Here is a 21,581-nt window from a genome sequence, read left to right on the forward strand (position 1 = left end):
TCCAGGCTAAGCGGTCTTGCCGGCCTTCAGCATGTAGCCGAAGCCGCGCTTGGTCTGGATGAGCGGCTCGGACGAGTGCGGGTCGATCTTGCGGCGCAGGTACGAGATGTAGCTCTCGACGATGCCGGCGTCACCGTTGAAGTCGTACTCCCAGACGTGGTCGAGGATCTGGGCCTTCGACAGCACGCGGTTGGGGTTGAGCATGAGGTAGCGCAGCAGCTTGAACTCGGTGGGACTGAGGTCGATGGACGCGTCGCCCACCTGCACGTCGTGGGTGTCCTGGTCCATCGTGATCTCGCCGGCGCGGATCACGGACTCCTCGTCGGCCTGCATCGTGCGGCGCAGGATCGCCTGGATGCGGGCGACGATCTCGTCGAGGCTGAAGGGCTTGGTGACGTAGTCGTCGCCTCCGGCGTTGAGGCCGGTGATCTTGTCTTCGGTCTCATCCTTGGCAGTGAGGAAGAGGATCGGCGCGGTGTAGCCGGCGCCGCGGAGGCGCTTGGTGACGCTGAACCCGTTCATGTCGGGCAGCATCACGTCGAGGATGATGAGATCGGGCTCCTCCTCGAGCACCGCCGAGATCGTCTGGGCGCCGTTCGAGACGGCCCGTACCTGGAATCCGGCGAATCGCAGGCTCGTGATCAGCAGGTCGCGGATGTTCGGTTCGTCGTCCACGACGAGGATGCGCGGTGCGGTCATGCCCTCATTATGTCGGCGGAACCCATGCGGCGTCTGGATATCCGGCGACGCGGCCGAGAATCCGTCAGCCGGCGCTCTGCCGGATCTCGACGCAGCAACGGCCCGCCGCGGGTACCAGTGCAGGCGTCCGTTGATCGCCGGTGGCGGTCGCGAGGCCCCGGACGAGCTCGAGGTTCGCTCCGCAGATGAGGGCGGTGTGCCGGGTCGCGAGGGCGTGGAAGGGGCAGTTCTCGAGGACGAGATCGGCGGCGGATGCTGCGTCCTCTGAGCCATCCGCAGAGACTGTGCCTTTCGCGCGCGGCGCGTAGCCGCACAGGGTGAGCGCCGCCTCGAGGTCGGCGCATCCGGCGCCGATCGCAGCGCCTGCGGCGAATGCCTCGGCGTCGAGCGCATCGCGCACCGGCACACCTCGTTCGTCGGCCTCCGCGGCCGCGGCGGCGAGCAGCTCCCCGGCGAGCTCGTAGTGGCGTTCCGGGACGGTGGCGGCGAGCTCGGCGTCGGCGGCGCGGTAGAGCTTCGCCGGGCGCCCCGCGCCCGGGCCCGTGCGACCCGAACGCCGCTCGTACGACACCGTCAGGAGGCCGGCCTCCGCCAGTCGATCGAGGTTCACCGCCGCCGTGCTCCGCGGCATGCCCAACGCGGCCGCGGCCTCGTCGCGGCCGATCGGACGCTCGGTCGCGAGCCGGTACAGCTCGCGACGCTGCGGATCGGCGAGTGCCGCGACCGCCTCGGCGCGGTTGGGGGTGAGGATGCTCACGGCGTGAGTCTACCTCTAAAACCAGGAATCTTGACAAAAGAATCGGAGAGTTCTACCGTCGGGATCAGACGAGCCGACCGTGCTCAACACGAAGGAGTGGGGATGATGTCGACTCCGGCGCACGCGACGGCGCTGCACGCCCTGCCCGACGAGGCTCCGATCGATCGCGACGCGGCGATGATCGCCGTCGGCGATCTGCTCGCGGCGCTGGGCTTCGATCCGGACGAGGGCGACCTGGCCGAGACGCCGCGGCGCGTCGCCGACGCGTTCATCGAGATGACCACGCCCGAGCCGTTCGAGATGACCACGTTCGCGAACGAGGATGCGTACGACGAGCCGGTCGTCGTACGCGGCATCCCGTTCGTGTCGCTCTGCCGGCACCATCTGCTGCCGTTCCGCGGCACCGCCACGGTGGGCTACGTGCCCGGCGATCGCCTGGTAGGCCTCTCGAAGCTCGCGCGCGTCGTCGCGCACCACGCACGCGGGCTTCAGGTGCAGGAGTCGCTGACGGTGCAGATCGCGCGCACGCTCGAGACCGCACTGGACCCGCGCGGGGTCGGCGTCGTCGTCGAGGCGGAGCACCTGTGCATGTCCGCGCGCGGAGTCCGGACGGACACCGCCCTCACCACGACCACGGCGTTCCGCGGCGCGCTCGCCGCCGACCCGGCGCTGCAGGCACGATTCATCGGAGCGCGCCCCGTCTGACGCGTCGACACGGGCGAGAGGAGTCGTCATGAGCCACATGCTGATCATCGGGGGAGGCCTTGCCGGCGGAACGGCCGCCGAGGCGCTGCGCAACGAGGGGTTCGACGGCGACATCACCGTCGTCACCGCCGAGGCGCATCCGCCGTACCAGCGCCCTCCGCTGTCGAAGGGGTATCTCGCGGGGACCGAGGACCTGGATGCCGTCGTCCTGCATCCCGCCGAGTGGTACGAGGAGCGCGGGATCCGCCTGATCACCGCCGTCGCGGTCACCTCCCTCGAGCCCGCCGCGCACGCGGTGGAACTCGAGGACGGTGAGCGGCTGACATACGATGCCGTTCTGCTCGCGACGGGCGCGACACCGCGGATGATCCCGCTGCCCGGCCACGACCTGCCCGGGGTCATGACGCTGCGGCGTCTGGACGACTCCGACGAGCTCAGGGCGCAGCTGCGCGACGGCGGCAAGCGACTCGTGGTGATCGGCGCGGGCTGGATCGGCATGGAGGTCGCAGCGACGGCGCGCGGATTCGGCAACGAGGTCGCGATCCTCGAGCGCGACGCGGTGCCGCTTGCGATGGCGCTCGGCGCCGAGATGGGGGAGGTCTTCCGCACGCTCCACCTCGAGCACGGTGTCGACCTGCGCACGTCGGTCGACGTGGATCGCATCGTCGGCGACGGGCGTGCCGAAGGTGTCGTCGTCGACGGCGAGACCCTTCCCGCAGACCTCGTGCTCGTCGGAGTCGGTGCCTCCCCGAACACGGTGCTCGCCGAGGAGGCGGGGCTCGACATCCTGAACGGGGTCCTGACCGACGAGGCGCTGCGCACCAGCGCGGCCGACGTGTACGCCGCGGGAGACATCGCCAACGCCTTCCACCCCGTGCTGCAGCGGCATCTGCGCAGCGAGCACTGGGCGAATGCGCTGAACGCCGGCAAGGTCGCGGCGCGGTCGATGCTCGGGCAGCCGGCATCCTTGGACGACATCCCGTACTTCTACACGGACCAGTACGACCTCGGCATGGAGCTGTCGGGGTACGCGCCCCTGATGACGGATGCCGAGATCGTGGTGCGCGGCGATCTCGACGCGCGCGAGTTCATCGCCTTCTGGGTGGATGACGGCCGTATCGTCGCGGGCATGAACGTCAACGTGTGGGACGTGAACGACAAGGTGCAGGACCTCATCCGCTCCGGCGCGAGGGTCGCCCCCGACCGGCTGCGTGACCCCGAGGTTCCGCTGGAGGACCTGATCCCGTGACACTCGCGCCCGACACCGCCTCGGCCCTGCTCGCTCCGGTGCTCGACCTGCCGGGCGGTGCGCTCGACCTGTCGCGGCACATCGCGGTGATGGCGATCGTGAATCGCACGCCGGACTCCTTCTACGACCGCGGAGCGACGTTCGCGCTCGATGCCGCGGTGTCGGCGGGCGTCGCCGCCGTGGAGGCCGGCGCCGAGATCGTGGACGTCGGAGGCGTGAAGTTCGCGCCCGGCCCGCCGGTGCCGGTCGACGAGGAGATCGCTCGCGTCGTTCCCGTCGTGCGCGAGCTGGCGCCGATCGCACGCGTGAGCGTCGACACGTTCCACCCCGAGGTCGCGCGGGCGGTGATCGACGCCGGCGCCGCGATCATCAACGACACGACCGGACTGCATGATCCGGCGATGGCCGATGTGGTCGCGACGGGCGGCGCCGGGGTGGTGATCGCCCACAGTCTCGCTGCGCCGCGCACGCAGCATCCGCTCCCGCACTACGACGACGTGATCGGCGACATCGCCGAGTTCCTCGTCGCACGCCGCGAGCTGGCGAGAGAGCGCGGCGTCCCTGATTCGCGCATCGTGCTCGATCCGGGCCACGACCTCAACAAGAACACGCGGCAGACCCTCGAGCTCACCCGGCGCCTGGGCGAGCTCGCCGGGCTCGGCGCGCCGCTCCTCGTGGCGCTGTCGAACAAGGACTTCGTCGGCGAAGCCCTCGATCGGGAGAAGGGCGACCGCCTTCCCGGGTCCCTGGCCGCGGCCGTGTTCTGCGCGCTGAGCGGCGCGCGCATCGTGCGTGCCCACAACGTGCCGGAGACCGTCGACGCGATGCGCATGGTGGAAGCGATCCTCGGCTGGCGCCGGCCGGCATACGAGCTGCACAACACCCGACCCGAGGGGAACGACTGATGCCCGCCCGCTCAGAGCTCTTCGACGCCTATGCACTCCACGGCCGCGACGGCACGCGTGTGCGCATGAACTTCGTCTCGAGTGCCGACGGCGCGGTCACCCTCGGCGGTCGCAGCGGCGCGCTCGGCGGCGGCACCGACCGCGAGCTCATGCAGGTGCTGCGCGCGATGGCCGACGTCGTGCTCGTCGGTGCCGGCACCGTGCGTGCCGAAGGCTACGGCGGGCTGAAGGTCGATCACGACGACGTCGAGTGGCGCCGTGCCCGCAGGCTCGACGACCAGCCCGCGCTCGCCGTGGTGAGCGGCGGCCTGCATCTCGATCCGGGCGATACGGTCTTCACGGAGGCGGTGCGGCGCCCGGTGATCGTGACGACGGATGCTGCCGCCGCCGCGGACGGCGAGCGCTTCGAGTCGGTGGCATCGGTGATGGCGTGCGGGGAGGCCGGCGTCGATCTCGCCGCGATGCTGGACGCGTTCGCGCGTCGCGGCTGGACGCAGGTGCTGTGCGAGGGCGGTCCGCACCTCTTCGGCGCGCTGCTGGATGCCGACCTCGTCGACGAGGTGTGCGTCACGCTCGCGCCGCGGTTCGTCGGCGGACGGGCCGGGCGCATCGTGCAGGCCGCCGCCGAGGCGGACCGGCGGTTCACCCTCGAGAGCGTCGTGACCGACGACGAGGGTTTCGTCTTTCTGCGCTACGCGCACGACTGATTTCCCGTTTTACTACCTACCTAGTGCCGAGGGCACTATAAGCGTAGTATGACGCTCACTCCGGAGGAGAGGGGAGTCATCATGAGCCTCACGGAATCGCGCGAAGAGCTGCGCCTTCAGCTGCGACGTGAACTGCACGCCACGGAAGAGGCCGTCTTCGACGCGCTCGTGAATCCCGAGAAGCAGAAGGTCTGGCTGTCGCCGCCGGGTGCCGGTGCCGTCCAGACGACCGTCGACCTGCGCGTCGGCGGTGCCTGGGAGGCGCGCTTCCATCCGGATCACCTGACCGCCGTGCACGACGTGCAGACGTACCTCGTGATCGATCGCCCGCATCGCCTCGTCACCGATCTGGTCTCCGAGTCGGCGAGGGGCGGACAGCCGATGCCGGCACTGCACTCGCGGGTGGACATCACGCTCGAGCCCACGGTGTGGGGCACGCTCATGACGGTCGAGCAGACCGGCTTCCCGAGCGTCGACGTGCGCGACTTCTTCGAGGCCGTCGTGTGGCCGGGCGGGTTCGACCGCATCGAGTCGTTCCTCACCGGGCGCTGAAGGCCGGCACCGGCGATCAGTCCAGGGCCGCGCGGACCGCGCGCTCGATGACGGGCCGGATCTCGGCATCCGGGTCCACGGTCACACGATGCAGCACCAGCCCATCGCCCGCCGCCATGAGCGTGCGGACGGACTCATCGGGCGAGCGAGCCCCGATCCGCGCCAGAAGCGCGGTGGTCCACTCGACGAAGATCCGTCGCTGGGTGAGAAGCGGTTCCAGCAGGTCGGGGTCGCCGGCGCCCTCGAGGAAGAGCGCATAGCGGGCTCTCGTGCGCGAAGCGCGTGGTCCGGTCTGAAATGCGATCATGCTGCTGAGCGCCTCGACGAACTGCTCGCGCGTCTCGACCGGAGGCGCTTCGGCCGCCGCGAACTCGGCCCGCTCGGTTTCGGCGAGCCAGGCCACGACGCCGGCGACGAGCGCGTCCCGGGTGCGGAACCAGTTCGAGGTCGATCCCTTCGGCAGGCCGGCGCGCTCGTCGACCCTGGCGTGGGTGAGCGCCCGGATGCCCTGCTCGCCCACGAGCTCGAGCGCGGCTTCGAGCGCGCGATCGCGGGTGGATGCCATGTCCACGACACTAGGCGGAACAACTCCTACTCCAAAAGTAGTAACACTCGGCGTCGCCTCCTCGTTCCGGTTTCGTGAAGTTCGCCGATCGCCCCTGTCGCATCCGCAGGGCCTGTATTAGGTTTCTCGTGATCGCGCCCACGAGGACGCGTGCATCTCGGCGGGCAGAGCCGCTCGCCAGAAAACGGGAGGGTTCTGTGCACATGCGCAAGACATCGACGGCCCGGCTTGCGGGAGGCGCGGTCATCGCCGCCACCGCGGTCGCGCTCGCCCTGGTCGGATCGGGAACCGCGTCGGCGGCCCCGCCGAAGGGGCCCAACAACGGCGGCAACACGCCGAACGGCCCGACGCTCGACATCCAGTTGCTGTCGTTCAACGACTTCCACGGCAATCTGGAGCCGCCCACCGGTTCCAGCGGCCGCCTCAACCTTCCGGGGGGTGGCACGACCGACAGTCTCACTCCTCCCGGAGTCGGCGGTGTCGAATACCTGGCGACCCACCTCGCGCAGGCGCGCGAGGGTCACCGGTACTCGCTCACCGTCGCGGCCGGCGACCTGATCGGCGCATCCCCCCTGCTGTCTGGCGCCTTCCACGACGAGCCGTCCATCGAGGCGCTGAACGCGCTCCACCTCGACGTCTCGGCTGTCGGCAACCACGAGTTCGACGAGGGCTATGTCGAGCTGCAGCGCATGGCGGACGGCGGATGCCTCGACGACGGCGACGGCGAGAACAACCAGAACTCGTGCCCGACCGGCAGCTTCGCCGGCGCCGACTTCGACTACCTCGCCGCGAACGTCGTCTACGAAGGCACGAACGACACGATCCTGCCCGCCTACTCGATCGAGAACATCAAGGGCGCCAAGATCGGCTTCATCGGCATGACGCTCGAGGACACCCCCGAGATCGTGACCGCCTCCGGGATCGCGGGCCTCGACTTCAAGGACGAGGTCGAGACGGCGAACGCGCTCGTCCCCGTGCTCAAGGCGAAGGGCGTGAACGCGATCGTGGTGCTGATCCACCAGGGCGGCACACCTCCGTCGAGCGCGGCGTACAACGCGGCGTGCGGCAACGGTGCCGAGATCGCGGCCGACAGCCCGATCATCCCGATCGCGCAGAACCTCGACCCCGCGATCGACCTCATCGTCTCGGGGCACACCCACCAGCCGTACGTCTGCAACATCCCTGACCCCGCGGGCAACGACCGCCTGGTCACGTCGGCGTCCTCGTTCGGCCGGCTGTACACCGAGACCAACCTGACGTACGACAAGCGGACCCAGGACATCGTGCGCACGTCGATCACGAGCGCGAACATGCTGGTGACGCGCAACGTGCCCAAGGATCCGACGGAGACGGCGCTGATCGCCAAGTACCAGGCGCTCGTGGCGCCGATCGCGAGCAAGGTGGTCGGCCAGATCTCGACGACCGTGACGAGGACGGCCAACGTGGCCGGCGAGTCTCCGCTGGGTGATCTGATCGCCGACGCGCAGCTGGCCGATCCGAGCGTCATCGGACCTTACTCCGCCCCCGTCATCGCGCTGATGAACCCGGGCGGGATCCGGGCGGATCTGCCGTTCTCGTCGCCGACGTCGCCGTACGGCGAGCCGGATGGCTCGATCACCTTCGCGGAGGCGTTCACGGTCCAGCCGTTCAACAACTACCTGGTCTCGCTCGACCTCACCGGCGCGCAGATCAAGGAGATCCTGAACGAGCAGTGGACGGCCCCGAACACGGGATCCAACAGGAAGATCCTCCAGGTGAGCGAGGGCTTCTCGTACACCTACTCGGGCACCACGCTCGGGACGGTCACGCTCAACGGGCAGCCGCTCGTCGACACGACGACCTACCGCGTCGTGACGAACAACTTCCTCGCCGGCGGCGGGGATGGCTTCCCGACGTTCCTCGAGGCGGGGAACGTGTACTACGGCGGGCTCGACATCGACGCGTTCTCCGCGTACCTGACGGCGAACAGCCCGTACACGCCGGGACCGCTCGACCGCATCATCGGGGCTCCGTAACCCCGACCACAGGGGAGCCCGGCGCTGACTCAGCGCCGGGCTCTCCTCATGTGCCGGTCAGGCCGCGAGCGAGTGCGCGTCGAGGATCGTGTACGCGTAGCCCTGCTCGGCGAGGAAGCGCTGGCGGTTCTGCGCGAAGTCCTGGTCGACGGTGTCGCGCGCGATGAGCGTGTAGAAGCTCGCGGTGTGGTTGGACTGCTTCGGCCGCAGCAGGCGTCCGAGGCGCTGGGCCTCCTCCTGTCGCGAGCCGAACGACCCCGACACCTGGATGGCGACGGATGCCTCGGGCAGGTCGATCGAGAAGTTCGCGACCTTCGACACCACCAGCACGGAGATCTCGCCGACGCGGAACGCCTGGTACAGCTCTTCCCGTTCGTCGATCGGGGTCTGCCCGGTGATCTTCGGCGCGTTGAGCGCTTCGGCGAGGACGTCGATCTGGTCGAGGTACTGGCCGATGATCAGGATGCGCTCGCCCTCGTGCCGCGCGACCAGGTCGCGGACGACCCCGATCTTCGCGGGTGCGGTCGCGGCGAGGCGGTAGCGCTCATCATCGGCCGCCGCCGCGTACTCGAGGCGGTCGCCGGCGGGCAGGTCGACGCGCACCTCGTAGCAGACGGCCGGCGAGATGAAGCCCTGGGCCTCGATCTCCTTCCACGGAGCGTCGAACCGCTTGGGGCCGATGAGGCTGAACACGTCGCCCTCGCGGCCGTCCTCGCGCACGAGGGTGGCGGTGAGGCCGAGGCGCCGCCGCGCCTGCAGGTCGGCCGTCAGCTTGAAGACGGGCGCGGGGAGGAGGTGGACCTCGTCGTACACGATGAGGCCCCAGTCGAGGGCGTCGAGCAGGGCGAGGTGGGCGTACTCTCCCTTCCGCTTCGCGGTGAGGATCTGGTACGTCGCGATCGTGACCGGCTTGATCTCCTTGGTCTGGCCGGAGTACTCGCCGATCTCCTCGGGGGTGAGCGACGTGCGCTTGAGGAGCTCGTCGCGCCACTGGCGGGCGCTGACGGTGTTGGTCACGAGGATGAGCGTCGTGGTCTTGGTGTCGGCCATCGCGGCGGCGCCGACGAGCGTCTTTCCTGCGCCACAGGGGAGCACGACGACACCGGACCCGCCCTGCGTGAAGATGTCGACGGCCTGTCGCTGGTACGGCCGCAGGTGCCACCCGTCCTCAGCGAGGTCGATCGGGTGCGGGGTTCCCGGCGTGTAGCCGGCGAGGTCCTCGGCGGGCCAGCCGATCTTCAGCAGCTCCTGCTTGATCTGGCCACGCGCCCACGCGTCGATGACGTACGTGTCGGGGGAGGGGTGCCCGAGCAGCAGCGGCTGGATGCGCTTGTTCTTCGACACCTCGGCGAGGACCGCAGCATCCGTGGATCTGAGGACCAACTCGCCGTCGCCGCCCTCATCGACGCTGTTGCGCTCGATGACGAGGCGGCCGTACCGGCCCACGGTCTCGGCGATGTCGATCGACACCGACGGGGGCACGGGGAAGCGCGACCAGCGGTCGAGGGTCGCCAGCATGTCGTCGGCGTCGTGGCCGGCGGCGCGTGCGTTCCACAGCCCGAGCCGCGTGATGCGGTAGGTGTGGATGTGCTCGGGCGCGCGCTCGAGCTCGGCGAAGATCGCGAGTTCGTGCCGCGCGCTCTCGGCATCGGGGTGCGCGACCTCGAGGAGCACGGTGCGGTCGCTCTGGACGATGAGGGGGCCGTCAGCCATAACGGACCAGTCTACCGGGGCGGACGGTGGTCGGATGCTGCACGCTCAGGCCGCGTGGACGCTCACGATGCTCGACACGGGGAGCGTCCGTTCGATGTCGGCGGCGCGGTCGCGGCCGCGCAGGCGTCCGCCGCCGAGGCCGGCCGCCTCGAGGGTGAAGGAGCGCTCGGAGCCGTCGGGCATGCGCACGACCACCACGATCTCGGCGCGGGCGCGCACCGCCTGCTCCAGTTCGCGTTCGAGCCACCCGGAATCGCCCTGGGTGCCGTGCCCGCCGCGGAGCGTGGCGATGAGGCGCGCGTACGTCTCCTGCGGAGTCCCGGCCGGCGTGGACGCGGTCGCCGTGGTGCGCCGGTGGAGCGACTCGGGAACCCCGCGCGCGTCGAGGGCGACGACGGGGTAACGGGCATCGGCGAGGGTCCAGTAGACGGCGTCGCGCGCGACGCGGGACGAGAGCGCGTCGTCGCCCTCGAGCACGAGCAGCCCCAAGGGCCGCAGCGCCTGGTCGACGGTGATCGCGTCGAGCAGGCCCGCGTCGAGGCTCTCGACGCGGGTGCGCCCGGTGGCGCCGTCGGCGCGCACCCGCACCAGGCCGTGCCGGCTGGCCGTGCTCTCGATGAGGTAGGCCAGCGGCTGCGGGATGCCGGTGAGCGACAGGCCCGCGAGGAAGTCGCGCATCGACTCTGCCGTCTCGCCCTCGGTCATGCCGGCGCCGATCGACTCCGCGGTGAAGCGGTACGTCGACGCCTGTGCACGCGACTCCCGCAGCGCGATCGACCGCAAGCGCAGATCGAGGGCGGGCGCGAGGGGACCCGGCGCGATCGCGGTGAGGTCGGCCTGCAGGTAGACCCGGTCGATCTCGGTGGGGAGGTACGGCGCCATGGTGGCGGCATCCGCTCGCTCGCCCGCCCGAAGGGCAGCCGTCCAGGGGAACTCGGCAGGGGAGCGGTCCGAGGGGAACAGCCCCCAGCGCACGCCGATGCGGTGCAGCCGCTCCGCCCGGGCCGGCCACTCGTGGTCGAGCGGGTACATGCCGAGCCATGCATCCGGTGTCAGGAAGCCGTGCGATGAGGTGCGCAGCCCCCGCGGAAGGCTGGTGCGGAAGCCCTCGGCGATCGCCTCCCAGCGATCCGCGGTCGCGGCCTTCAGCCAGCGTTCGCCGGCTTCGGTGACGGTCCACTCGCGTTCGTACGCCGTCGCAAGGCCGGAAGCCGCCGCCGAGGCGAGCAGATCTTCGAGGTCGTCGGCGGACTCGAGGGCGCCGGCATCCAACAGCCGGCGCCGGTCCACGGCGCTCACCGGTCCCGCGCCGGTGCGCGCGAGCGGCGTATGCGAGCACAGGAGGAGGACGTCGGCGAGCGAGCCCGCGGTGGTGAACGCGCGCTCCGCGGCGGCGGCCGCGGCGCGCGCGTCGGCGGGGCCCGGCGCGAGGGGCGCCGGCGTGGGGGTGAAGGCGTGCGGTGCGGCTGCGGCGGCGGCCGCCACGCGTTCCGAGACGGCGGCGTAGGGCGAGCCGTCGGCATCGGTGAGGGCGAGCCGCGCGGGTTCGCCGTCGACGCCAGCTTCGCCGAGGTCGAGGGCGAGAAGGTCGTGGCGGTCGAGGCGGGTCAGCGCCCGGTCGACGGACGCGGGGTCGAGGAGGCCCTCGGCGGCATCGAAGAAGTCGTGCCAGGCCGCCTGCGGCGAAACCCCGCGCGCGGCGAGCGTCGTGGCGAGCGCGGCGTCACCGAGCTCGGCGAGCCGCGTCGCGAGGGCGCGCGCGTCGGAGGCCAACCGGGTCAGCCCCCTCGATTCGCCCGGGCCCTCCGCACGAAGCTCATGATGAGGACTGCGAGCAGCAGCGCGAACGCGACGATGGGGGCGATGTACACCAGCACTCCGACGATCGGCCAGATGCCTGTACTCATGTCGGCCCCGGAGGCCGACGCGATCATGATCGCGAAGAAGCTCACGATCGAGAGCACGAGCAGGCCCAGCGACATGAAGGCCAGGACGCGGTCGATGCGGCGGACGGGGACGTCGCCGGAGGAGTTCGTGCTCATCCGCACCAGCCTACTCGCTGACGTCCGCGCCGCGGTCCGACGGGACGCCTCTGAGATCGCTCGGGATGGATGCTTCACCGTGGGGTCTGGGCGGACGTCATGCCGTTAGGCTGGGAGGCGGGGTTGTACGACCCCGCTTTCGTCATGCTCTTTATCGCCCGCGACGCGTCGCGGGCGCCGATCCAGCGAGGTCTCGATGCCCACCGGCAAGGTCAGGTTCTACGACGAGGAGAAGGGTTTCGGCTTCATCTCCTCCGAAGACGGTCAGGACGTCTTCCTGCACGCCACTGCCCTTCCGCCCGGCACGCCCGCGCCCAAGGCGGGGACCCGCCTCGAGTACGGCATCGCCGACGGCAAGCGCGGGCCGCAGGCCCTGTCGGTGCGCGTCCTCGAGGCTCCGGTGAGCCTCGCCAAGCGCTCCCGCAAGCCCGCCGACGACATGGCGATCATCATCGAGGACCTCGTGAAGCTCCTGGACGGCATCGGCGGAGACCTCCGCCACGGCCGTTACCCGAGCGGCGCGCACGCCAAGAAGGTCGCCGCGGTCCTGCGCAAGGTCGCCGATGAACTCGACGCCTGACCCGACGGACCCCGTCGTCGACGTCGTCCTCGACGCCGACCCGGCTTCGGACGAAGCGGTGACGGATGCTGCACCCGCCGTCGCGGATGAAGCACCGGCCGGCGAGGTCGAGTCTGTCGAGGTCGAGGCCATCGACGGTGCGCCGGCCGACGACGCGGCGGAGACCGCTGAAGTCGTCGAGGCGGTCGAGGTCGTCGTGCCCGTCGACCCCGACCCGCAGCTGCTGGCCGCGCACGACCTGGCGCTCGCCGCGCTCCGCGAGATCACGCCCGAGGCCACGATCGGCGACCCCGCGGGCTACCGCGTCGAAGCCGACGGCGTCGTCTCGCTGCGCTTCGCGAATCGCCTCGCGGGCTACCCCGGCTGGTTCTGGACCGTCAGCCTCGCGCGCGTGGACGACGCCGATCCCACCGTGCTCGAGGTCGAGCTGCTCCCCGGCGACGGTGCGCTGCTGGCTCCGGACTGGGTGCCGTGGGCCGTGCGCCTCGCCGACTACCACGCCGCCCAGGCCGCGCTTGCGGAGGCCGCGCACGCGGACGACGACGAGGACGACGACCACGAGGAGCTCGAAGACATCGACGACCTCGACGCGTCCGACTTCGACGAGGACGGCTCGCCCATCCTCCACGCCGGCGACGTCGACGGGGTCGACATCGACGAGCTCGCCGAGGCCTCGGCCCAGGGTGAGGATGACGCGGACGAGGACGACGAGTCGGACGAGTCGGACGACGACTTCGACGATGACTCGGACGTCGATGGCTCGGGCCATGACGATTTCGACGACGATGAGTCGGATGACGAGGACGACTTCGACGAAGACGGCTTCGACGACGACGAGTCCGACGAGGATTTCGACCCCGAAGGCGCCTGACCTCCTCCGGACACGACGAAAGGGTGGATTCCCGCCGCCCGCAGCCGGGGCAAGCTGGGTGTTCCGGTGCGTGCGGCCAGGTCGTGCGTAGACTCACAGGCGCCGGCGAAGACCTATCCGATCCGCCGACGAAGAAGGGGGCGCCGACCGATGACGGCACAGCGTCGGCAGCCGCGTTCGCGGCCCGAGACACTCGCCCGCAGGCGTGACATCCTCGACGCCGCGGTCGAGATCTTCGGCAGCAAGGGATTCGCGGGGGGCACGCTGCAGGACATCGCCGACCAGGTGGGCATGACCCACGCGGGGATCCTGCATCACTTCGGCTCGAAGGACCAACTGCTCATCGAAGTCCTCCAGCACCGCGACGAGACCGACGTGGCTGATTTGGAGGAACAGCACATCCCCGACGGGATGCCCCTGTTCCGTCACCTCGTTCGCACGGCGTTCGTCAACGAGCATCGTGCGGGGATCGTCCAGGCGTACGCGGTGCTCTCGGCCGAGTCCGTCACCGACGACCACCCGGGCCGCGACTTCTTCGAGAAGCGCTACCGGACGCTGCGGTCCGAGGTCGCCCACGCGTTCGAAGTCGTGTGCGCCGAGCGTGGCATCACGGCCCCCGACACCATCGCGGACGCGTCGACGAGCATCCTCGCCGTCATGGACGGCCTGCAGGTGCAGTGGCTGCTCGACCCGACCGCGGTCGAGCTCGCGCGCGCGTCGGAGTTCGCCATCGAGGCGATCGTGTCGGCCGTGCTGTCGCCGACCCCGTCACCGCTTGCGGACGGGGTCGACGAACAAGCTCAGCCCAGTCGCTCGACCGTGTAGTCGATGCAGCGGATGAGCTGACGCACGTCGTCCGGGTCGATCGACACGAACGTCGCGATGCGCAGCTGGTTGCGTCCGAGCTTGCGGTACGGCTCGGTGTCGACGATGCCGTTGGCGCGGAGGCTCTTCGCCACGGCCGCAGCATCCACCGACTCGTCGAAGTCGATCGTGACGACCACCGGGGAGCGGTCGGCCGCATCGGCGACGAAGGGAGTCGCGAAAGCGGATGCCTCGGCCCAGTCGTAGAGCGCCTGCGACGACTCGCGCGTGCGGGCGTCGGCCCACTGGAGGCCGCCCGACGAGAGGATCCAGTCGAGCTGCTTGTCGAGGAGGAACAGCGTCGCGAGCGCGGGGGTGTTGAGGGTCTGGTTGAGTCGCGAGTTGTCGAGCGCGTTCTTGAGGCTCAGGAACTCGGGGATGTAGCGGCCTGACGCCGCGATGCGCTCGATGCGCTCGATCGCGGCCGGCGACACCAGAGCGAACCACAGGCCGCCGTCCGAGCCGAGGTTCTTCTGCGGGGCGAAGTAGTAGACGTCGGCCTGGTGCACCGAGAAGTCGATGCCGCCCGCCGCGCTGGTCGCGTCGATGACGGTGAGCGCGCCCTCGTCGCCGTTCACGCGCGAGATCGAGGTCGACACGCCGGTCGAGGTCTCGTTGTGCGGCCACGCGTACACATCGATGCCGTCGACGGCCTCGGCGACGGTGCTCGTGCCCGCGTCGACCGTGCGGACGTCGGGGGCGTCGAGCCAGGGTGTCTTCGCGGCAGCGGCGAACTTGCCGCCGAACTCGCCGAACACGAGGTTCTGGCTGCGCTTCTCGATGAGGCCGAAGGCTGCAGCATCCCAGAACGCCGTCGACCCTCCGTTGCCGAGGATGACCTCATACCCGTGCGGCAGGCGGAACAGCTGGCTCAGCTCGGCGCGCACCTGGCCGACGAGCTCCTTGACCGGGGCCTGGCGGTGGGAGGTGCCCAAGAGCGCCGACCCGGGGCCCGCGAGCGCTTCGATGTGCGCGGGCGCGATCTTCGACGGGCCGCAGCCGAAGCGTCCGTCGGCGGGCAGGATCTCACGGGGCAGGAGGACGTGTGCCATGCGTCGATTCTAGAGAGGCCCGCACCGCCGCCCCGCCCGCGTGACAGGTCGTGACGCTCCGGCGTGCTGGCGGCGCAGCATCCGTCCTCCTCTTCGACAGGTCAACCGGGCATGCGCAGGATGCGATCCGGGGATCGGCTCATGCAGAACCCCGGTTGACCTGTCGAGCCTCCTCCACAGGGGAGGGGACGGATGCTGCGCACGCGAGTTGTTCTGATCGTGCCCGGTACGGCGGTGTGGGGCGTGGCGGAGCCGTGAGCATGCAGGGATGGCGGATCTCATGGTGGAGCTGCACGCACGTGGCGGCGTCGCGCTCAGAGCGGCGCTCATGAAGGCAGGGGTCAGCGGCTACACGATCGAGTGCGCGATGGCCGCGGGCCTCGTGACCAGGCCGCGGCGGGGATGGGTGGCAGTTCCGGACGCTGATCCCCACCTCATGGCGGCGGCGCGGGCGGGCGTGGTGCTCACGTGCATCACGCGGGCGAAGCGCTTAGGGCTGTGGGTCCTCGCCGAGGACGGCCCGCACGTCGGTGCGCCACCGAGCGCGTCGAGGCTGAAGCTGCAGAACCAGAAGGCGACCGTGCACTGGGCTCGGCCGGTCGAGCCGCGCGCGCCGGGAACGCTGGAGGACAGCATCCTGAACACGCTGCTCATTGTCGCGCGGTGTCAGCCGCATGAGAGCGCGCTCGCCGTGTGGGAGTCCGCGCTCAACCTTCAACTCGTCGACAAGGCCGAACTCGCCCGCCTGCCTTTGGCGGAATCCGTTCGAGGACTCCTCGAGGAGGCGACCCCCTTCGCGGACTCGGGGCTGGAGACGATCTTCCGCACGCGGCTGCGTTGGCTCCGGCTTCCTCTCCGATCGCAGATCTGGATTCACGGGCATCGGGCGGACTTCCTCATCGGCGACCGGCTGGTCGTGCAGATCGACGGTGGGCACCACGTCGGGATGCAGCGCGCCGAGGATGTCGCGCACGATGCCGCTCTCATGCTGCTCGGCTACCGCGTGATTCGGGTGACGTACGTGCAGGTGATCGAGCGCTGGCACGAGGTGCAGGACCTGATCATGCGGGCTGTGGCCCAGGGACTGCATCGCGCTCATTGATGTCGCGCGCCGCGGGCGAGGTCTCCTCCGTCTTCCCTTCAACAGGTCAACCGGGTCTTTGCAGGGCCATCCAGTGCCGGATGGTCCTGTGAAAGCCTGGTTGACCTGTTGGGGCCTGGCGCACCACGGGGCGGGGATGGGCGTGGGTATGGGCGTGGGCATGGGCATCGGCATCGGCGCGGGGATGGGCACGGGCACGGGCACGGGCACGGGCGCGGGTACGGCAGGAGCGCAGACGCACGCGGGCGCGAGTGCAGTGGCGCTGGGTCGAGCTGCAGCGGCAGGCGAAGGCAGGCCTCGGCGTCGGGAGCAGAGGATAGGCTGTCCTCAGCCCCTTGAGACACCTGAGGACACCGCGATGACCGATCTGATCGACACCACTGAGATGTACCTGCGCACGATCCTCGAGCTCGAGGAAGAGAACATCGTGCCGCTGCGGGCGCGCATCTCGGAGCGCCTCGGGCACTCGGGCCCGACGGTGTCGCAGACGATCGGCCGCATGGAGCGCGACGGACTCGTCGTCGTCTCCGAGGACCGCACCCTCGAGCTGACCGACGCCGGGCGGCAGAAGGCCGTCGACGTCATGCGCAAGCACCGGCTCGCCGAGCGCCTGCTGTCCGATGTCATCGGGCTGGACTGGGCCTACGTGCACGAAGAGGCTTGCCGCTGGGAGCACGTGATGAGCGAGCAGGTCGAGCGTCGCCTCGTCGAGCTGCTGGGCCACCCGACCGAGTCCCCGTACGGCAACCCGATCCCCGGTCTCGACCAGCTCGGCGACGTGCCGACCAACGGCTTCGAGCAGGGCGTCGTGGGTCTCGTGCGCCGCCTCAATGACGCCGGCGAGCCCATCACCGGCACCGTCCGCCGGCTGGCAGAGCCCGCGCAGGTCGACCCCGAACTGCTGCAGCAGCTGAAGGGCGCCGGTGTCGTGCCGGGTGCCGTCGGTGACTATCGCTACAACGAGGGCTACGTGCTCGTGCAGATGCAGGGCAGCGACGAGGGCCTGGAGCTCCCGGTCGAGATCGCGTCGCACATCTTCCTCGTCGACGACGTCCGCTGAGGTGGGCGCAGTCCACTGAATGGGACGATCCTGACCGCCTTTCCGGGCCTCGAACGCTGCGCCACGACGCCGGATGCCGCATTCCGCGGGCGTCGATGATGCACTGTGCGGAGATTGCCAGGCGCGGAGCGTGACATAACCGTGACCTTCGGGTAGCCTCGAAAAGTCCAACAGGCGAGAAGCCCGCCGTCCGGACCCCGCGTGGATTGCCTCACCGGCTCGTCGTCCACATGTGGTGAAGCCCGCACATCGTGCCCCGACACCGAGTGCTGACGAGCCAGGCGCCCTGGCGCAGAGGCGCCGGAGGACAAGTTTGGCTGAAGAGATCGAGTCGCACGCGAACGTGCCCGAGCACGCCGCGGCGGACCAGAACCGTCGTGCGCGCATTCGGAAGAACCCGGTGCGACGATCCCGCGACGTCGCGCCTGCGAAGCCGGCCGCGGCCAAGGCGCAAGCCCGCCCCGCCGCGTCGTCCAAGAAGGGGCGAGTCGTCAAGCCGCTGCGCAGCCTCGTCGTGCTGACTATGGTGGGCGGTCTCGTCGCCACGGTCGCGATCCCGGCGTTCGCCGCCGGGGCCACCGCCGTGGCCGAGGACTCCAAGACGATCCAGCAGATGGCCGTCGACAACGCGCAGACGTTCGTCGCCGCCTCCGACGCGAACGCCAGTGAGCTGTCGCGCGAGAGCTACGCGGCCACCACCGCGGAAGAGATCGAGAAGAAGAAGGCCGAAGAGGCCGCCGCGGAGCGTGCGCGCCAGGTCGCGGCCGCTGCCGCCTCGGCGGCGAAGTCGCGCGGCACCACGGTCCCCACGAACATCGCCCTCACGTCGCCGGGCACCGGCGAGGTGCGCTGGCCCCTCCTCAACTTCACCAAGGGCCGCGGCCTCTGGGACTCCGGTTACCACCAGGGCGTCGACCTGCTCACCTCGTGCGGTACGCCGATCTACGCGGCAGCGGCGGGCGTGGTCAAGGTCTCGCAGGAGAGCTACGGCGGCTACGGCGTCGGTATCTCGATCGACCACGTGATCGGCGGCCAGCAGGTCAACACGCTCTACGGCCACATGACGTACGGCAGCCGCCAGGTGTCGGTCGGCCAGAGCGTCTCGGCGGGCCAGCTCATCGGCCTCGTCGGCAGCACCGGCAGCTCGACCGCGTGCCACGTGCACTTCGAAGTCCACATCAACGGCTCGGTCGTCGACCCGTGGGCATGGCTGCAGGCCAACGCGGGCTGATCACAGACCTTCTGCAATCACATCAGAGAACGGATGCCTCGAGCCGAGGCATCCGTTCTCTTCTTCGTTACCCGACACGCCATCCGCCGTTCAGTCGCCGCGCGCCCCGGGCGTGTCGCGGTGGGTTACCCTGGGACTCGACGCTGAGAGAGCGGAGGGAGCCGATGGGCTGCACACCACGCATCCGAACCATGGATGCGCTTGGACGCCTCGTCCTTCGGCATTGCACGAGCGGATGCCGCGGCATTGCCGTGGCGCCAGGGCGCTGTCTGTAAGACAGCGCCTTTTTTCATGCCCCTGCGCCCTTGATCGTCGCGCAAGTCGAATAACCGAGAAGCCGTCCCGGCCATTCGAGAGGATGATCAATGCGCACTCTGGTGCTGAACGCGGGCTACGAGCCCCTCGCGGTCGTGTCGTTCAAGCGGGCGCTCGTGCTCGTGATGAACGAGAAGGCCACCGTGGTGGAACACACCGAGACCGATCCGGTGTGGGGCACCCGACGATCGTACGAACGCCCGGCCGTGATCATCCTCACCCGCTACGTGCGGGTGCCGGGCGGTCGCCACGTGCCGGTGACCCGTCGGGGCGTGCTCCGTCGCGACAATCACCACTGCGCGTACTGCGGGAAGGCGGCGTCGACGATCGACCACGTGCTGCCGCGCTCGCGCGGCGGCGCCGATTCGTGGGAGAACCTCGTCGCGTGCTGCCTGCGCTGCAACAACATCAAGAGCGATCGCACGCCGCAGGAGATGCACTGGGAGCTGCGGTTCACGCCGCGCCCGCCCCGGGGCGGGCAGTGGACCGTGCGCGGCACCGAGCGCACCGATCCGCGGTGGGAGCCGTACCTCGCCCTCGCGGCGTGATCGCCTGCCGCGTCAGGAGAGCGTGAGGCCCGCGACTTCGAGGGCGAGCAGCGTCGCGGTCACGAAAGCGAGCCCGGTGTAGACGAGGTCCTCGAACCAGTCGAACAGCCCGGGTTTGCGCGCGGGCATCATCTTCGGGTTGTAGTAGAAGATCGACACCAGGATCACGAGCACGGAGAAGACGAGCCCGATCCAGGCTGCGAAGGGCACGCCGACGAAGAGCAGCACGATCACGATGGCGGCGAGCACGTACAGCCACAGCCCCTGGACGAGGGCCCGCATCGAGTCGTACTGAGATGTGCCCGCTTTGGCGGTCGCCCGCCAGAACTCGTAGATCAGCGACAGCGCGAACGACACGATCAGCACCCACGCCGACACTGATTCGAGCAGGCTGGGGTGAACGGCACCGTCCATGGGCTGGGCTCCTCGCAGGTCTCGTGGAGCGAGCCCACGGTCGGCCTCACGCTAGCGGGTCGGAGGCCGTGACGGGAAGGTGTGTCCGTCGATGCGGGTGCGTCAGCTCCCGTCGAGGATGCGCAGCCAGCGGGTGAGGATCGGCTCGAGGGACGCAGCATCCGTCGTCCCGAGCTCGTCGAGGATGCGGCGCTCGTTCGCGAGGTGGGCGGCGATGGCGTGATCGATGAGGTCCCGCCCCTCGGGCGTGAGTCGCACCAGGCGCTTTCGGGCATCGGATGCCTCGGCCCGCCGCTCGACGAGCCCTCGCGCTTCGAGGCGGTCGACCCGCTTGGTGAGGCCGCCTGTGGTGACGAGGGTGTGGTCGGCGAGCTCGCCGGCGGCGCGCTCGAACGGCGCACCGGCGCGGCGGAGCGTGGCCAGCACGTCGAACTCGCCCTCGCTGAGTCCGAACTCGCTGTAGACCGCGACGAGGCGCTCCGTGAGTTCGAGCGCGACGAGGTGCAGGCGCCCGATCACGCCCTGCGGCGACGGGTCGAGGTCGGGGCGCTCGCGGCGCCACTCCCGCTGGATCTCACCGACGCGGTCGAGTGGTTCGTCGTGAGGGGAGCGGTCGGCGGCGGCCATGCGACCCATCTTATCTTCCCGGTAAGATAAAGTATCTTCCATGGAAGATAAGCGATGGATGTGGATCCTCGTGACGGCGATCGCCCCGATCGCGTGGGGGAGCGGGTATGTCGTCACGCACAGCCTGCTGCCGGCGGAATCCCCGCTGTGGGGTGGTGTGCTGCGGGCGCTTCCGGCCGGGCTCATCGTGCTGCTGCTCGCGCGCCGACTCCCGCGCGGATCGTGGTGGTGGCGCTCGCTCGTGCTCGGCACCTTGAATGTCGGCGGCTTCTTCGTGCTCGTGTACGTCGCCGGACAGCGGCTGCCGTCGAGTCTGGCCGCGACGCTGATGTCGGCATCCGCCGCGTGCATGCTGCTGTTCGCGTGGCTGCTGCTGCGTCGCCGACCGCGGCTCGCCGCCGTCGTGGGCGCGACCGTGGGTCTCGTCGGCGTGGGGGTGATGCTGGGCTTCGACGCGGAAGGCGCCGATCCCTGGGGCGTCGCCGCGTCGCTCGGTGCGATGGTCGCCTCGTCGATCGGGTTCGTGCTCACGGCGCGATGGGGCTCCGACATTCCCGCGCTGCCGATGACGGCGTGGCAGCTCGTCGCCGGCTCGATCGTGCTGCTGCCGGCCGCGGTGCTCGTCGAGGGTGCGCCGCCGACGCTCACTGTGCCGTCGGCGCTCGGCTTCGCGTATCTCACGCTCGTCGCGACCGCGCTCGCGTACGTCGCGTGGTTCGCGGGGCTGCGACGCCTGTCTCCGGGGGTGGTCGGCGTGGTCGGACTCCTCAATCCGGTCACCGGCGTCGTGCTGGGGGTGGCGGTCGCGGGGGAGGCGTTCGGGGTGCCGCAGGCTGTCGGGGTCGGTCTCGTGCTCGTCGGGATCGTGCTGGGTGCGGCGCCTGCCCGGCGGGCTTCGCGTGTGGGTCCGGCGCGACTGGTCTTGCAGTCTCGAACATAACTGTCGGAACCTGGTACTACGCTCGTTCCCAGCGGTTGAAGGACTAGAACATCCGTTCTAGAATGTGG

Annotated in this window: 23 protein-coding genes; 14 read left to right on the plus strand and 9 right to left on the minus strand. The window is 70.0% G+C overall.

The window, feature by feature from the left end; all coding sequences use genetic code 11:
- Nucleotides 1-6 precede the first annotated feature (6 nt).
- Together Q9R33_RS05360 and Q9R33_RS05365 are read right to left on the minus strand one after the other, a co-directional pair.
- Nucleotides 7-699 carry a response regulator transcription factor gene (locus Q9R33_RS05360; protein ID WP_045298162.1) on the minus strand — a complete coding sequence of 231 codons (693 nt, stop codon included), beginning with the start codon at nt 697-699 and terminating at the stop codon, nt 7-9.
- A gap of 64 nt (nt 700-763) precedes the next feature.
- Nucleotides 764-1,456, minus strand: coding sequence for a transcriptional regulator (locus Q9R33_RS05365; protein ID WP_311293080.1), 693 nt, complete (start codon nt 1,454-1,456; stop codon nt 764-766).
- Between the two features lie 102 nt (nt 1,457-1,558).
- On the opposite strand from Q9R33_RS05365, the gene folE reads away from it, so the two are divergent.
- The 5 genes from folE (at nt 1,559) to Q9R33_RS05390 (ending at nt 5,574) form a co-directional block, all read left to right on the plus strand.
- On the plus strand, nt 1,559-2,161 hold the full coding sequence (gene folE, locus Q9R33_RS05370; RefSeq protein WP_235560224.1) for a GTP cyclohydrolase I: 603 nt from the start codon (nt 1,559-1,561) through the stop codon (nt 2,159-2,161).
- 28 nt (nt 2,162-2,189) lie between these two features.
- Nucleotides 2,190-3,410, plus strand: a complete 1,221-nt coding sequence (locus Q9R33_RS05375) for an FAD-dependent oxidoreductase (protein WP_311293081.1) — start codon at nt 2,190-2,192, stop codon at nt 3,408-3,410.
- Nucleotides 3,407-4,315, plus strand: a complete 909-nt coding sequence (gene folP, locus Q9R33_RS05380; RefSeq protein WP_396654067.1) for a dihydropteroate synthase — start codon at nt 3,407-3,409, stop codon at nt 4,313-4,315. Before Q9R33_RS05375 ends, folP begins: the two co-directional genes overlap by 4 nt.
- On the plus strand, nt 4,315-5,022 hold the full coding sequence (locus Q9R33_RS05385; RefSeq protein ID WP_311293082.1) for a pyrimidine reductase family protein: 708 nt from the start codon (nt 4,315-4,317) through the stop codon (nt 5,020-5,022). The genes folP and Q9R33_RS05385 overlap by 1 nt, the downstream gene beginning before the upstream one ends.
- Nucleotides 5,023-5,103: 81 nt before the next feature.
- Nucleotides 5,104-5,574, plus strand: a complete 471-nt coding sequence (locus Q9R33_RS05390) for an SRPBCC domain-containing protein (protein ID WP_056369962.1) — start codon at nt 5,104-5,106, stop codon at nt 5,572-5,574.
- Between the two features lie 16 nt (nt 5,575-5,590).
- On the opposite strand, the gene Q9R33_RS05395 is transcribed toward Q9R33_RS05390, so the two are convergent.
- On the minus strand, nt 5,591-6,139 hold the full coding sequence (locus Q9R33_RS05395) for a TetR/AcrR family transcriptional regulator (RefSeq protein WP_056369540.1): 549 nt from the start codon (nt 6,137-6,139) through the stop codon (nt 5,591-5,593).
- Nucleotides 6,140-6,342: 203 nt separating this feature from the next.
- On the opposite strand from Q9R33_RS05395, the gene Q9R33_RS05400 reads away from it, so the two are divergent.
- Nucleotides 6,343-8,154 carry a bifunctional metallophosphatase/5'-nucleotidase gene (locus Q9R33_RS05400; protein ID WP_311293083.1) on the plus strand — a complete coding sequence of 604 codons (1,812 nt, stop codon included), beginning with the start codon at nt 6,343-6,345 and terminating at the stop codon, nt 8,152-8,154.
- A gap of 57 nt (nt 8,155-8,211) precedes the next feature.
- Here the strand turns inward: Q9R33_RS05400 and Q9R33_RS05405 are convergent, their stop codons facing one another.
- The 3 genes from Q9R33_RS05405 to Q9R33_RS05415 are packed head-to-tail and all read right to left on the minus strand — an operon-like array spanning nt 8,212 to nt 11,909.
- Nucleotides 8,212-9,867 carry a DNA repair helicase XPB gene (locus Q9R33_RS05405; RefSeq protein ID WP_311293084.1) on the minus strand — a complete coding sequence of 552 codons (1,656 nt, stop codon included), beginning with the start codon at nt 9,865-9,867 and terminating at the stop codon, nt 8,212-8,214.
- A gap of 45 nt (nt 9,868-9,912) precedes the next feature.
- The gene (locus tag Q9R33_RS05410; protein ID WP_311293085.1) at nt 9,913-11,640 is read right to left on the minus strand and encodes a helicase-associated domain-containing protein; all 1,728 of its coding nucleotides are present in this window, start codon (nt 11,638-11,640) and stop codon (nt 9,913-9,915) included.
- Nucleotides 11,641-11,645: 5 nt separating this feature from the next.
- Nucleotides 11,646-11,909 carry a hypothetical protein gene (locus tag Q9R33_RS05415; protein ID WP_056369548.1) on the minus strand — a complete coding sequence of 88 codons (264 nt, stop codon included), beginning with the start codon at nt 11,907-11,909 and terminating at the stop codon, nt 11,646-11,648.
- A 196-nt stretch (nt 11,910-12,105) separates the two neighbouring features.
- Here Q9R33_RS05415 and Q9R33_RS05420 point away from each other — a divergent pair, with 196 nt between their 5' ends.
- The 3 genes from Q9R33_RS05420 (at nt 12,106) to Q9R33_RS05430 (ending at nt 14,185) form a co-directional block, all read left to right on the plus strand.
- Nucleotides 12,106-12,489 (plus strand): cold-shock protein, encoded by a 384-nt coding sequence (locus Q9R33_RS05420; RefSeq protein WP_056369550.1) that lies wholly within the window; start codon nt 12,106-12,108, stop codon nt 12,487-12,489.
- A complete protein-coding gene (locus tag Q9R33_RS05425) occupies nt 12,473-13,360 on the plus strand; it encodes a DUF3027 domain-containing protein (RefSeq protein WP_310245546.1) in 888 nt (295 codons plus the stop codon). Before Q9R33_RS05420 ends, Q9R33_RS05425 begins: the two co-directional genes overlap by 17 nt.
- 150 nt (nt 13,361-13,510) lie before the next feature.
- Nucleotides 13,511-14,185: a TetR/AcrR family transcriptional regulator gene (locus Q9R33_RS05430; RefSeq protein ID WP_056369566.1), complete on the plus strand. Its 675-nt coding sequence runs from the start codon at nt 13,511-13,513 to the stop codon at nt 14,183-14,185.
- Here Q9R33_RS05430 and serC read toward each other — a convergent pair.
- The gene (gene serC / locus Q9R33_RS05435; RefSeq protein WP_311293086.1) at nt 14,161-15,276 is read right to left on the minus strand and encodes a phosphoserine transaminase; all 1,116 of its coding nucleotides are present in this window, start codon (nt 15,274-15,276) and stop codon (nt 14,161-14,163) included. The genes Q9R33_RS05430 and serC overlap by 25 nt on opposite strands.
- 268 nt (nt 15,277-15,544) lie before the next feature.
- Here serC and Q9R33_RS05440 point away from each other — a divergent pair, with 268 nt between their 5' ends.
- The 4 genes from Q9R33_RS05440 (at nt 15,545) to Q9R33_RS05455 (ending at nt 19,532) form a co-directional block, all read left to right on the plus strand.
- Nucleotides 15,545-16,378, plus strand: coding sequence for a DUF559 domain-containing protein (locus tag Q9R33_RS05440; RefSeq protein WP_310245551.1), 834 nt, complete (start codon nt 15,545-15,547; stop codon nt 16,376-16,378).
- Nucleotides 16,379-16,736: 358 nt separating this feature from the next.
- Nucleotides 16,737-17,438, plus strand: a complete 702-nt coding sequence (locus Q9R33_RS05445) for a metal-dependent transcriptional regulator (RefSeq protein ID WP_056369572.1) — start codon at nt 16,737-16,739, stop codon at nt 17,436-17,438.
- Between the two features lie 313 nt (nt 17,439-17,751).
- A complete protein-coding gene (locus Q9R33_RS05450) occupies nt 17,752-18,669 on the plus strand; it encodes a M23 family metallopeptidase (RefSeq protein ID WP_311293087.1) in 918 nt (305 codons plus the stop codon).
- A 365-nt stretch (nt 18,670-19,034) separates the two neighbouring features.
- A complete protein-coding gene (locus tag Q9R33_RS05455; RefSeq protein WP_056369577.1) occupies nt 19,035-19,532 on the plus strand; it encodes an HNH endonuclease in 498 nt (165 codons plus the stop codon).
- Nucleotides 19,533-19,544: 12 nt separating this feature from the next.
- Here Q9R33_RS05455 and Q9R33_RS05460 read toward each other — a convergent pair whose 3' ends face one another.
- Both Q9R33_RS05460 and Q9R33_RS05465 read right to left on the minus strand, forming a co-directional pair.
- Entirely contained in the window at nt 19,545-19,946 is a 402-nt protein-coding gene (locus tag Q9R33_RS05460; protein ID WP_311293088.1) for a hypothetical protein, read from the minus strand.
- A gap of 102 nt (nt 19,947-20,048) precedes the next feature.
- Nucleotides 20,049-20,573 carry a MarR family transcriptional regulator gene (locus Q9R33_RS05465; RefSeq protein ID WP_310245560.1) on the minus strand — a complete coding sequence of 175 codons (525 nt, stop codon included), beginning with the start codon at nt 20,571-20,573 and terminating at the stop codon, nt 20,049-20,051.
- Between the two features lie 40 nt (nt 20,574-20,613).
- Between Q9R33_RS05465 and Q9R33_RS05470 the strand changes: the two genes are divergently transcribed.
- A complete protein-coding gene (locus tag Q9R33_RS05470) occupies nt 20,614-21,513 on the plus strand; it encodes an EamA family transporter (protein WP_310245561.1) in 900 nt (299 codons plus the stop codon).
- Nucleotides 21,514-21,581: the final 68 nt, after the last annotated feature.

This window comes from Microbacterium sp. PRC9, from assembly GCF_031844125.1.
Lineage (GTDB): Bacteria > Actinomycetota > Actinomycetes > Actinomycetales > Microbacteriaceae > Microbacterium.